This window comes from Telluria sp. B2, assembly GCF_051789535.1.
In the GTDB taxonomy this organism is placed as follows: domain Bacteria; phylum Pseudomonadota; class Gammaproteobacteria; order Burkholderiales; family Burkholderiaceae_D; genus Telluria.
Window position 1 is genome coordinate 4,614,318 of sequence record NZ_CP196525.1, and the last position, 11,991, is coordinate 4,626,308.

At 64.9% G+C, this 11,991-nt stretch carries 7 protein-coding genes; all 7 read right to left on the minus strand.

From position 1 onward, the window contains the following. Positions 1-2: 2 nt before the first annotated feature. Entirely contained in the window at positions 3-1,706 is a 1,704-nt protein-coding gene (locus ACSUZJ_RS20395; RefSeq protein ID WP_499411217.1) for a bifunctional metallophosphatase/5'-nucleotidase, read from the minus strand. Positions 1,707-1,893: 187 nt separating this feature from the next. Then, entirely contained in the window at positions 1,894-4,293 is a 2,400-nt protein-coding gene (locus ACSUZJ_RS20400; protein ID WP_499411219.1) for a TonB-dependent receptor, read from the minus strand. A gap of 523 nt (positions 4,294-4,816) precedes the next feature. Then, complete coding sequence (locus ACSUZJ_RS20405) at positions 4,817-6,328, minus strand: adenosine deaminase (RefSeq protein WP_499411221.1); 1,512 nt, start codon at positions 6,326-6,328, stop codon at positions 4,817-4,819. Positions 6,329-6,496: 168 nt separating this feature from the next. Then, complete coding sequence (locus tag ACSUZJ_RS20410; protein WP_499411223.1) at positions 6,497-7,045, minus strand: PEP-CTERM sorting domain-containing protein; 549 nt, start codon at positions 7,043-7,045, stop codon at positions 6,497-6,499. A 187-nt stretch (positions 7,046-7,232) separates the two neighbouring features. After that, positions 7,233-8,543, minus strand: coding sequence for a guanine deaminase (guaD, locus tag ACSUZJ_RS20415; RefSeq protein WP_499411225.1), 1,311 nt, complete (start codon positions 8,541-8,543; stop codon positions 7,233-7,235). Next, positions 8,543-9,634 carry a xanthine dehydrogenase accessory protein XdhC gene (gene xdhC, locus ACSUZJ_RS20420; protein ID WP_499411227.1) on the minus strand — a complete coding sequence of 364 codons (1,092 nt, stop codon included), beginning with the start codon at positions 9,632-9,634 and terminating at the stop codon, positions 8,543-8,545. The genes guaD and xdhC overlap by 1 nt, the downstream gene beginning before the upstream one ends. Continuing rightward, positions 9,634-11,985 carry a xanthine dehydrogenase molybdopterin binding subunit gene (xdhB, locus tag ACSUZJ_RS20425; protein ID WP_499411229.1) on the minus strand — a complete coding sequence of 784 codons (2,352 nt, stop codon included), beginning with the start codon at positions 11,983-11,985 and terminating at the stop codon, positions 9,634-9,636. Before xdhB ends, xdhC begins: the two co-directional genes overlap by 1 nt. Positions 11,986-11,991 lie beyond the last annotated feature (6 nt).

The window sequence follows — 11,991 nt, forward strand, 5'->3', positions numbered from 1 at the left end:
GATTATTGGTTACGCACTTTGTCGATGCGCGTCGTTGGGGCCAGGCCGGCTTGCGCGCCGCCCGCACCCGGGTTCCTGGCGATGTAGTCGCTCAGGGCATCGAGGTCGACGATCTGCGTGTCGACGCGCTTGGTCCCCTTGGCAAATTCCGGGAAATTGTCGCCGCCTTCGGCCAGGAAGTTATTCGCCACCACGCGATAGGTTTGGTTGTCGTCGACCGGCTTGCCGTTGAACTTCAGGCTGCCCGGCACCAGGCGCTGGCCGACCGGACGCTTCTCGTCCCAGGTGTAGCTCAAGCCTTGCGAGACTGGCAGGATGGTGGCACCGGAGGCGCTCGGACGCTGCCACTGCTGCTCGAGCAGGCGGCGCAATTGAAAGCCGGTCAGGTCCATCACGACCAGCGTGTTACCGAACGGGAGCACCGCCTGGGCGTGGCCGAAATTCGTGGTCAGCGCGGCGTCCGAGGTCTCCAGGTCCTTGCGGATGCCGCCATTGTTCATGAAGCCGATCTGCGCGCCTTGCGCCCGGGTTGCGGCCAGCACGGCGTCGGCGATCAGGTTGCCCAGCGGCGATTCGCCGGCATCGTTGGCCCGGCGCGCCACGGTGGCGGTACCGAGCTTGCCCAGCGGACGCGCCAGCGCCGCGCGGCTGCGCTCCTTCACGCCGGCGAGATAAGCGCTGACCTTCGGGTCGGCCGGGAACTTCGCCGGATCCATGACGACGTTTTTCACGTCGATGTGGGAAACAGCGCCGCTGTTCGCATCCACCTTCAATGCGATGCGCGACAGCAGGTGCCCCGCCGCATCGGCCTGGGTGACGATCCGGCCATCGACCGTGCACAGGTAGCCCTGGTGCGAGTGGCCGGTGATGACCAGGCGGATCGCCGGGTCGAGTTTCTTGACGATGTCGACCACGCCGCCGGTCAGGCCCTTGCAACCCGGCTGGTCGGGCGACTCGTCGGTGCGGCCGCCTTCGTGGATCAGGGCGATGAAGACCTTGGCGCCCTCGGCGCGCATCTGCGGCAGGGTCTTGTTGATGGCTTCGGCTTCGTCGATGAAGTCCAGGCCGGCAATGGCGGAGGCCACCGCGACCGAGGCGGTGCCCTGCAGCACGGCGCCGGCCACGCCGACCTTCACGCCCTTCACGCTTTCCACGCGGTAGGCAGGCATGAAGGGCTTGCCGGTCGCGCTGTCGAGCACGTTCGCGGCGAGATAGGTGAAGCGCGCGCCGCGGTAGTCCGGGCTCAGGCGGCAGGCCTTGCCGGGGCGCGGCGAATCGCAGCCGCCGGCCTGCTGGCGCAGCAGTTCCTTGCGGCCCTGGTCGAATTCGTGGTTGCCGACCGACGACAGGCGCAGGCCCATCAGGTTCATCGCCTCGATGCTCGGCTCGTCGGCCCACATCGAGGACAGCGCCGGGCTGGCGCCGATCAGGTCGCCCGCGCCGATGAACAGCAGGTCCTTGTCTTCCTTGCGCCAGGCGCTTAGTGCGCCGCTCAGGGCTTCGATGCCGCCGGCGCGCAGGGTCTCGCTTTTACCGGTGGCCGCACTGGTATAGGTGTACTTGCTCGGTTCGAGGTTGCCGTGGAAGTCGTTGATGGCGACCAGGTTCAACGTGACCGGGCCGCTCGGCGCGGTGGCGCAGCCGGCGGCAAGCAGGGACAGGGCGAGGAGGGACAGGGAAGCGCGGGCGCGCGGGGAAACAATCATGAAAATCTTTCGCTGATGAACAGGGGCGCCTGCGGCGCTCCGAATTATTGCACGCGGGATCGCGAACGGCCATCTTTACAGGGGCCCGCTCACCGCATCCGTCCCCCATAAAAAAACAGGCCCGAAGGCCTGTTTTTGTCGTGCTCGACTACGGTCCGCCACGCCGGCGCGGCGGACCCGGTGCGACTTAGATGTCGACCGACAGGGTGACCGACGCGAAGCGTGGTGCGCCCAGGTAGTAACGCAGGGTGCCAGGATTCACGCCTGGGAACTGCGTCGTGTTGTTGACGCTCTGCGACGACGGGTTACGGTACTGCTTGTTGGTGATGTTGCTGACGTTCACGGTCAGCTTCGGACGCTTGAAGATACCGAAGTTGGCGAAGGTGTAGCCGGCATCGAAACCATAGGTCGTGTAGCCAGGTGCCCACTCGTCGTTGACCAGGGTCGCGGCTTGCTTGCCGGTTGCCTTGGCTTTCACACGAGCCCAGAACGCGCCGGTCTGGTATTCAGCCGACAGGCCAGCCTTCAGTTTCGGGGTCAGTGGCATTTCCTTGCCGGCGGTCGGCAGCGATGCCGTTGCGCTCACCTGCAGGTCGTCCTTGATTTCGCTGTCGGTGTAGCCGAACGAGCCGTAGAATGCCCAGCCGTTGATCGGGGTATTACCCGCTTCCAGTTCGAAGCCGCGGGTCGAGACCTTGCCAGCGTTGGTGTAGCTGCTGGTGTTGGTGATCGGGTCGAACGCGGTCGCCTGACGGTTACGGAAGTCGACGTTGAACACGGTCACCGTAGCGATGAACTTGTTGTCCTGGTGACGGTAGCCGATGTCGGTGTTGTACGAGGTCTCTTCCTTCACGTCGCCGCGCAGGGTTGCCACGCCGTTGACGACCGACACGTTCGAACCGACGTTGCTGAACACGAAGTTCGGCGGCGCCTTCATGTTCTTCGCAACCGATGCGAAGAACTGGTCGTCGTTGGTCACGCGGTAGCGTGCGCCCAGCTGCGGCAGGATGTCCTTGTACTTCTTGGTGATGTTGTAGGTCGGACGCAGGTTGGCTTCGCTACGGTAGTTCGTGAAGTCACGCTCGATGAACGGGGTACGGATACCGATGTTGATCTGACCCTTGTTGTCGGCGAAGCTGATCGTGTCCTGGATGAACGCCTGGTAGGCGGTCGAGATCGTGTTCCAGTCGCGGCTCTGGTACAGGCTACCGTCGCTGCGCGTCACCGCCTGGTCTTGCAGGTAGACGTCGACCGGGTTGCCTTCGGCCGTCACAGGCACCATGGTGCCGGTCTGACGGTGACGTGCACGCTCCCACCAGAAGCCGCCCAGGATCTGGTGATCGCCATAGTTCCAGGTCAGCGACGAGGTCAGGCCAGGACGCTTGGTGTTGGTGACGCTGGCGTTGGCCATGATCACGGTGTCGTCGGTGTCGCCGTCGCCGTTCAGATCGACGCGGCCGGTCAGGGTGCCGGTTACCGGATCCATGAAGGTCGCGTTGGTACGGGTACCTTCACGACGTGGGCTTTCGTAGGCCAGCTTCTGCTGCAGGCCGCCGTTGCCGAAGCCGTACCAGAAGTAAGGCACGATCTTCAGGGTCAGGTCGTCGTTCAGGCGGAACTTGGCTTCAGCCGAAGCGATCGCGTTCTTGAACGGGTTCAGGTACAGGCCGTAGTACAGCGGCGATGGCACGACGGCGTTCTGCGCGCCCGGGCCTGGCGTCGGCTGGGTCGGGTACACGCTGGTGGTGTCGTAGTAGTAGCCGAAGTTGTTCAGTTCGGTCAGCGTCAGGTTGTTGATGCTGTGGTTCTTGGCTTCATTCCACAGGATGGTCGCGTGGATGTAGTTGAACTTGTCCCAGTCGTAGTTGAAGCCGGCGTCGATGTGCTCGCGCTTGGCCTTGCCTTCGCCCTTCCACTTGTCAGCCTGGGCTTTCGATGCCGAGATGAAGAACTTCGAACGGTTGTCGGCCAGCTTGCCGCTGTCGAAACGCACGAAGGTCTTGTAGCTGTTCAGCTGGCCGAGGGTCTGCATGAAGCGCCAGCGGCGGGTATTTTCAGGGTTGCAAGTGACGATGCCGAAGTTACCGCCGGTTGCGCCGACCTGTGGCGAATCGACGTCGGTCGAGCCCTGGGTGACGAACTGCGAGCAGGTGTTTTCCTGGTCGACGTATTCTTGCGGGTAGACTGCGAACGAACCCGAGTCGTTGACCGGAACGCCGTTGATGGTGGCGCCGATCTGGTCGCTGTTGAAGCCACGCAGGGTCAGGCCGCCGCCGAACAGGCCGGTTGCGTCATGGTTATAGCTGTTCACCGACGGCAGCATTTCCAGTGCCTCGTAGGCATTGCCGGTCGGGCGCTGCTTTTCCAACTCTTCCGCGGTCACGGTCGAACGTGCCTTCGGCGCATCTTCCGTTACCATCAGGCCCATGCCGAGCTTCTTGCCGGTGATGATCACCTGACGGGTCGGCTGAGCATCCGAAGCCGTGGTCGTTTCCTGGGCGTGAACGACGCCCACACATGCCACGTGGCATGCCAGAGCGATCAGGCTCAGGCGCAGCTTCGGTTGTTGAATCAAAGCGGATTGCATTCAAAACTCCTAGAGTGTTTAAAAAATTTCAGCAGCAAGCTTGAACCTGCATGACGGCATAGGGAACCGGGGTTCCTGCTTCAGGGCACGTTAATGTAAAGGCTTGATGTGTCGGGCTGATGACAGCTCGCAAACTCGCTGACCCAAGTGACGACTGCGGCAAAGTTGGTCGGTTGACTTACCATCCTGTCAACACGAGAAACTATGCACGCCTGGATGCCCAAGACAAATACCGTTTCAGTTAGGAATTAATACGTTGCAACTAAATCCAGCCCCAGAGCGTCCAAAACCTCCAACAACCACTGGTTTTGGCGATCTACGCTACGGCGGCGATTATAAAGGAGGCATTCTGGCCGGAAATAAAAGTGGCAATATTTTTTTGAAATGCCCAATAGCGGATCAGAATGTGTAGCGCTTTGACCACAGGCGCCCGGAAAAGAGGCAGGAAACGCCTCATAAAAGCAACAAAGGCGAGCATCCTTGCGGTGCTCGCCTTGCTTTATTTGCAACCCTCCGGATCGATTCAGCGCTTGCGCTGCCTGCTTGCGGCATCGCGGGCCAGCCCCGCCACCGCGGCTTCAAAAGCGGCGAAGCGCGTATCGAGCTGGCGCGTCAGGCGCGCTTTCTCGGCGGCCGGCAGGAAGGCGTAGCGGATGCTGTTGTACGAGGTCTTTTTCATTTCCGCATAGTCCGGCTTGTAGCGGCTGGCGAACAGCACATACTCCTGCGACAGCGTGTGACGGGTGACGCCGGCGTCGTCGGTCGAGATCACGTAGGGCACGCCATACTTGCGGTACAGGGTGACCGGGTGGTTCTCGCCCTTGACGCCGCTGATGAAGGCGTTCGAGGTCAGGTTGATCTCGACCGGGATGTCCTTCTCGCGCATCGTGCGCAGGATGGCCGGGGCGTTCGCCTCGTGCGCCAGGTCGATGCCGTGACCGATGCGGTCGGCGCCGGCCACCGTCAGGGCCTGGTCGATGTGGAACTTCAGGCCTTCCGGCGGCACCTCGCCCAGCGCCAGTTCGCCCGCATGCAGGGCGACCTTGACGTCCGGGTAGAAGGGCTTGAGGAAGCGGAACATCTTCATGTGCAGCGCGTAGTCGCGCATCGACACCATCGTGCTTTCCTGGCCGACGATGTTGACGCCGACGACCTTGCCGCCGCTTGATGCCGACTTGAAGGCGGCGACCATCGCGGAAAACACCTGCGACGGGTTCAGCAGGCGCAGCACATAGGTCTGGTAGCGCATCGTGAAGCGCTCGTCGTCGATGCCGGCGGCGGCTTCCTCGATCTTCGCCGTGAAGTCGGCGATCGATTTCGCAAAGGCCGGGTCGCGCTCCAGCGCTTCCATTGCGCGGCGCAGTTCGGCGTCCAGGCCGGCGTCGTCGTTCACCAGCTGCCAGGCGCGCGCGTCGAATTCCGGATTGGCGACCGTCGGCGCCATCTTGAACATGGTTTCGATGTAGCTGACGTTTTCCGCGATCGCGCGCTTCTTGAGTTCCTGCAGGCCTTCCTTGAAGTTCGCGTTCGAGACCGGGCCGAAGTAGCCGAAGGTCTGGAAGAACAGGCGGTCCGGCGGCGGGTTCAGGACGCCGTGGTTGTCGAAGTCCTTGTTCGACCAGCGCTGCACCAGTTCGCGCCAGGTATGGTCGTCGGCATAGACCTCGGCGCTGTTCAGGCAGTTGCGTTCTTTCGCCGGTTTCGCGCGTTCGGCGGCGATCACGGCCTTGTCCTGCTCGATGCGGTAGGTCTGCTTGTTCACGCACAGGCCCTGGCGGTCGAGGAAGTCGAGGTATTGCTCGACATAGATCGCGCCCGAGTAGTGGTGGTGCAGGTCGCCCCCCTTCGGCATCTGCGTGAAGAACATGGTCAGCTCGGCCAGCTTCGGATCCTGGCCGGCGACGAGCGCGGCGTAATGACGGGCGGTGGCCGCCTCGTTGGCCTGGCGCGAAGCCGTGGCCGGCTCCCTGGCCATGGCGGCGCTTGGCGCGGCGACGGCCAGGGCAAGCAGCAGGCTGCTGAAGGTGTTCTGCATGACGGGGTCTTTCTTGATGGGTTGACGTGGCCGCGCAACTTTAACGGCTTCGTTCACTATTGGCAATGCGGGGGGATCGTACGGAGGGAGATGCGGAAGCTGCGCGAGCGGCAGGAGCGGAAAGCCCCTGCCCTGCTCTCGCTTACTTGCAGACTTTACTTGCAGACTTTACTTGCGTGCCTTGCGGCGCACGCCTGCCAGGCCGACCGCGCCCAGCAGCATCAGGGCCATGCTGGCCGGTTCCGGCACGTCGCTGGCGGCGGCGCCGAACACGACATTGTCGAGATAGCCGCCCGCATTGCCGGTGGCATAGATGTAGATCGGGCTGCTCGAGGTCAGGTTGATGTTCTGGGTGATCCAGCTGCCGAAGGCGGTGTTGTAGGTGGTGCCGCTGCCGTCGTTCAGGCCACTGACGGTCCAGGTGCCCTGGAAGTCGAAGGAGCTCAGGGTCAGCGCACCGCCGGCGACGCTGGAGAAGCGCAGGCCCTGGTAGGCCTGGCCGTGGCCCATCTCGAAGAGGTTGCCGCCAATGCTGGCCAGGTGCGAGTGGCCGTCGGCGGCGCCGGTGGACCAGACGTATTCGACTTTCACGCTGCCGTCGCTGCTCAGGAACGAGGTGTTGATGGCGCCCGCTTCGCTGAAGGTGATGGTGGACGCACCGGCGCTGCCGGCGAGAGACAGGCCGGCAAGCGCCAGCGCGACTGCAAATTTTTTCATGCTGTTCTCCTTGTTGGTTTTGGACGGGTTGAGACCCGAGCGCAACTCAGCAAGGAACATGCCAACGCAACAACATTCCGAAAAAACAAGGACTAAGCGCCGCCTCGTCCGCCTTGCACAACCACACGTGTAATATTTATCGACAACTCCCGGTAGCAAATCCGGGCGCTCATGCCGGTGGCGCGCCTCAGGCGCCGCGCGCGTGGACCAGGCGCCCGGCCGCGTAGGTGGCCCGGATCGCGCGGTCGTCGCCCAGCAGCGCCAGCGCGAACAGCTGCTCTTCCAGCGTGTCGCAATGGCTGCTGCGGCGCGCCAGCAGCGGCGTCGACTGCGGATCGAGGACGATGAAGTCCGCTTCGGCGCCGGCGGCGAAACTGCCGATCGTGCCTTCCAGGTCCATCGCGCGCGCCGCGCCCAGGGTGGCAAGATAGAACATGCGCAGCGCCGGCAGGTAGCTGCCCTTCAGGCGCGCGACCTTATAGGCCTCGTTCATGGTCTGCAGCATCGAGAACGAGGTGCCGGCGCCGACGTCGGTGCCGAGGCTCACCTTGACGCCCGCGCCGTCCGCCTTTTCGAAATCGAACAGGCCGCTGCCCAGGAACAGGTTCGAGGTCGGGCACACCGAGGCGCTCGAGCCGGTGGCCGCCATGCGCGCGAAGTCCTCGTCATCGAGCCAGATGCAGTGGCCGAACAGGGCGCGCGGACGCATCAGGCCATAGCCGTCGTAGACGTCGAGGTAGCTGCGCGACGCCGGATAGAGTTCGCGCACCCAGCTGCACTCGTCCCTGTTTTCCGAGACGTGGGTCTGGATGAAGGTATCCGGATAGGCCTTGGCCAGTTCGCCGATCGCCTGCAATTGGGCCGGGGTCGAGGTCGGCGCGAAGCGCGGCGTGATCGCGTACAGCGAGCGCGCGTGCTTGTGCCACTTGTTGATCAGGGCTTCGCTCTCGCCCACCTGGCCTTCGAGGTCGCGCAGGAAGTCCGGGCAGTTCCGGTCCATCAGCACCTTGCCGGCCACCATGCGCAGGTTGCGCGCCTCGCTGGCCTCGAAGAAGGCGTCGACCGATTCGCGGTGTACGGTGCAGTAGACCACCGCGGTGGTGGTGCCGCAGCGGGCCAGTTCGTCGAGGAAGAACTCGGCCGTCGCGCGCGCATGCGCCGGGTCGCCGAACTGGCGCTCGGTCGGGAAGGTATACGTGTCGAGCCAGGGCAGCAGGCCCGGCGCCGGCGACGCGATCATGTCCGTCTGCGGGTAATGCAGGTGGGTGTCGATGAAGCCGGGCGTGATGATCTGGCCGCGGTAGTCGTGCGGTTCCAGGCCGGCCGGCAGCGTGGACACGAGCTGCTCGTAATCGCCGGCGGCGTTGACACGACCGTCTTCGATGACGAGCAGGCCGTCCTGGTGCCAGGCGTAGGCGTCGCTGGTGAAGGCCGGGTCGGCGTGAAAATGCAGCAAGCTCGCACGGTAGGCTTGCACGGTAGTGGGTGCGGTGGACATCAGTTGGATTCCGGAGAATTTTGCAGGTGGCTGGCGGCCTTGACGGCCTCCCAGACGGTGAGCAGCTGCGCCGCGCAGGATGCGGCGATCACGGCAGGCGCCTTGCCGCCGATGCCGGGCAGGCCGATCGGGCAGACCATGGCGCCGATGCGCTCGTTCGCGATGCCGCGCTCGCGCAGGCGGTGCTCGAACTGGCGGCGCTTGGTTTCCGACCCGATCAGGCCGAACCAGTCGCGCCGTCGCGTCGATTCGGGGCGGGACAGTATCGCAATCGACAGGCGCAGGTCAAGCGCGTGGCTGTGGGTCATGACGAGGAAGCTCGTGCCGGGCGCGGCCTGCTCGACCAGCGCCTCGGGGATGTCGGTGGCCTCGATCGTGACGTTGGCCGGCACCGCGGCCGGGAACAGGTCCTCGCGCTCGTCGACCCAGGTGACGCGGCAGGGCAGTTCGGCCAGCGCGCGTACGATGGCCGCGCCGACGTGGCCGGCGCCGAACAGCATCACATGGGCGCGCGGGGCGAGGATGGCGTCGACGAGCCAGCGCTGGCCGCCGGCGTCGGTGAAGACGTGGGTGCCGAGGGTCCGGTCGAAGGCGGGCACGGGGGCGCCGGCGATTTGTCCGCCGGAGCCATCGAATAATGCCCACGTAGGGTGGACGGATTCTCCGTCCACGCGTTCAGCGGACGCCCGAAAAGCGGATTGCGCGACTCGGCTACCGCCTGTTGAACGCGTGGACGGGAGACCCGTCCACCCTACGACGCGCCAAGTATCCTCATTGCGCCGCTGATCGAGCAAAGCCACCTGCTCGCGATCCACTGGCTCGAACACCAGGTGCGCAATCCCGCCGCAGCACTGTCCCAGGCTCGGGCCGAGCGCAAAACGCTCCAGTCGCGGCTGGCCGCCCTCTTCCAGCATCCCGCGCGCGATCCCGATCGCGCGGTGCTCGAGGTGGCCGCCGCCGATCGTGCCCGCAAAGCCCGCGGACGTGACGAGCATCTTCGCCCCCGGCTCACGCGGCACCGAGCCTTCGACGATGGCGACCGTGACCAGCACGGCCGGCGCATGCTGCGCGGCTGTCAGCCAGTCGTCCATCACGCGGGTTGGTTGGCTGCAACTGCAGCCGCCGCTTCGACTGCGGCGATCGCGTCGAGGATCTCCTCGCTCGTCGCCGGCGCGTTCAGCGGCGGGTTGACCCGGTGGCCGCCGACGCTGGAAATCGCATCGCGGATCGCGAAGAAGACCGAGAACGGCAGCAGCAACGGCGGTTCGCCCACGGCTTTGGAACGGTGGATGCTGTCTTCGACGTTGCGGTTCTCGAACAGGCGCACGCGGAAATCCTGCGGGCAGTCCGACACGCCCGGGATCTTATAGGTCGAGGGTGCATGCGTCATCAGCTTGCCGCCCGCGTTCCACCACAGTTCCTCGGTGGTGAGCCAGCCCATGCCCTGGATGAAGGCGCCTTCGACCTGGCCGATGTCGATCGCCGGGTTGAGCGAATTGCCGGCGTCGTACAGGGCGTCGGCGCGCAGCAGCTTCCATTCGCCGGTGAGGGTATCGACCACCACTTCCGACACCGCCGCGCCGTAGGCGAAGTAGGAGAAGGGCCGGCCGCTCATGGTTTTCGCATCCCAGGACAGGCCCGGGGTCGCATAGAAGCCGTCGGACCAGAGCTGCACCCGCGCAAGATAGGCCTTCTGCACCAGGTGCTCGAAGGGGACCTCCATGCCGTTGACAAAAACGGTGTCGGCCGCGAAGCGCACGTCGCCGGCCTCGCCGCCATAGGTCGTCGCCGCGAACGCAGCCAGCCTTTCCTTGATCTGGCGCGCCGCGTCCTGGGCCGCCTTGCCGTTCAGGTCGGCGCCGGTCGAGGCGGCGGTGGCCGAGGTGTTGGCCACCTTGCTGGTATTGGTGGCGGTGGCGCGCACGCGCTCCACGTCCACGCCCAGCTCGTGAGCGACGACCTGCATCACCTTGGTATTGATGCCCTGCCCCATCTCGGTGCCGCCGTGGTTGACCATGATGGAGCCGTCCACGTAGACGTGCACCAGCGCGCCCGCCTGGTTCAGGTGGGTCACGTTGAAGGCGATGCCGAATTTCACCGGCGTGAGCGCCAGGCCCTTCTTCAGGACCGGGCTGGTGCGGTTGAATTCGGCGACCGCTTCGCGCCGCGCGCGGTATTCGCTCGAGGCTTCCAGCTCGGCCACCAGTTCGTGGATGACGTTGTCGACCACGGCCTGGCCATAGGGCGTGACGTTGCGCTCCTCCTTGCCGTAGAAGTTCAGCTTGCGGATGTCGAGGGCGTCGCGTTTCAAATTGCGCGCGATCTCGTCGATCACGTATTCCATCGCGATCGCGCCCTGCGGGCCGCCGAAGCCGCGGAAAGCCGTGTTCGACTGGGTATTGGTCTTGCCGCAGGCGGCGCGGATGTCCACGTCCGACAGGTAATAGGCGTTGTCGTAGTGGCAGACCGCGCGGGTGGCGACCGGTCCCGACAAATCGGCCGAGAAGCCGGCGCGCGAAACCATGTCGACTTTCGCGGCCAGGATGCGCCCCTGGTCGTCGTAGCCGACTTCGTATTCGTAGTAAAAACAGTGGCGCTTGCCGGTGACCATCATGTCGTCGTCGCGGTCGGCGCGCAGCTTCACCGGGCGCTTGAGTTTCGCGGCGGCGATGGCGGCGGCGGCGGCCCATAGCGCCGACTGCGATTCCTTGCCGCCGAAACCGCCGCCCATGCGGCGGCACTCGACGGTCACATGGTGCGAATGCAGGCCGAGCGCATGGGCGACCACGTGCTGCATTTCGCTCGGGTGCTGGGTCGAGCACTGCACCAGCATCCCGCGGTCTTCACCGGGAATCGCGTAAGCGATCTGGCCCTCGAGGTAGAACTGTTCCTGGCCGCCCACGAACAGCTGCCCTTTCACCTTGCGCGGCGCGTTCGCAAACGCGGTGTCGGCATCGCCGCGCGCCAGGCGCATCGGCGGCACCACATAGGACTGGGCGGCGTGCGCTTCCTGCGGGGTGAGGATGGCCGGCAGCTCCTCGTAGTCGACTTTCGCCAGGCGCGCGGCGCGGCGCGCATTGTCGTGGGTGTCGGCGACCACGATGAACATCGGCTGGCCGACGTATTCGACCTTGCCGTTGGCAAGAATCGGGTCGTCATGGATGATGGGGCCGCAGTCGTTGGTGCCCGGGATATCGGCCACCGTCAACACCGCCACCACGCCGCGCGCGGCGCGCACCGGCGCCAGGTCGAGCGAGACGATGTTCGCGTGCGGCTTGCTCGACAGGCCGAGGGCGGCATGCAGGGTCCTCGCCACCTCGGCGATGTCGTCGGTGTAGGTGGCCTGGCCGAGCACGTGCAGCGTGGCCGATTCGTGCGGCCGCGGGCGGCCGACCGCGCTCCACGCCGCCGCTTTCAATGCTGGTGCGCCTGCGTCGTTCATGGTGTT

Excerpts from the sequence above, each read along its gene's own strand:
- ACSUZJ_RS20395 (WP_499411217.1), bottom strand. The coding sequence starts at position 1,706 with ATGATTGTTTCCCCGCGCGCCCGCGCTTCCCTGTCCCTCCTCGCCCTG.
- ACSUZJ_RS20400 (WP_499411219.1), bottom strand. The coding sequence starts at position 4,293 with ATGCAATCCGCTTTGATTCAACAACCGAAGCTGCGCCTGAGCCTGATC.
- ACSUZJ_RS20405 (WP_499411221.1), bottom strand. The coding sequence starts at position 6,328 with ATGCAGAACACCTTCAGCAGCCTGCTGCTTGCCCTGGCCGTCGCCGCG.
- ACSUZJ_RS20410 (WP_499411223.1), bottom strand. The coding sequence starts at position 7,045 with ATGAAAAAATTTGCAGTCGCGCTGGCGCTTGCCGGCCTGTCTCTCGCC.
- guaD (WP_499411225.1), bottom strand. The coding sequence starts at position 8,543 with ATGTCCACCGCACCCACTACCGTGCAAGCCTACCGTGCGAGCTTGCTG.
- xdhC (WP_499411227.1), bottom strand. The coding sequence starts at position 9,634 with ATGGACGACTGGCTGACAGCCGCGCAGCATGCGCCGGCCGTGCTGGTC.
- xdhB (WP_499411229.1), bottom strand. The coding sequence starts at position 11,985 with ATGAACGACGCAGGCGCACCAGCATTGAAAGCGGCGGCGTGGAGCGCG.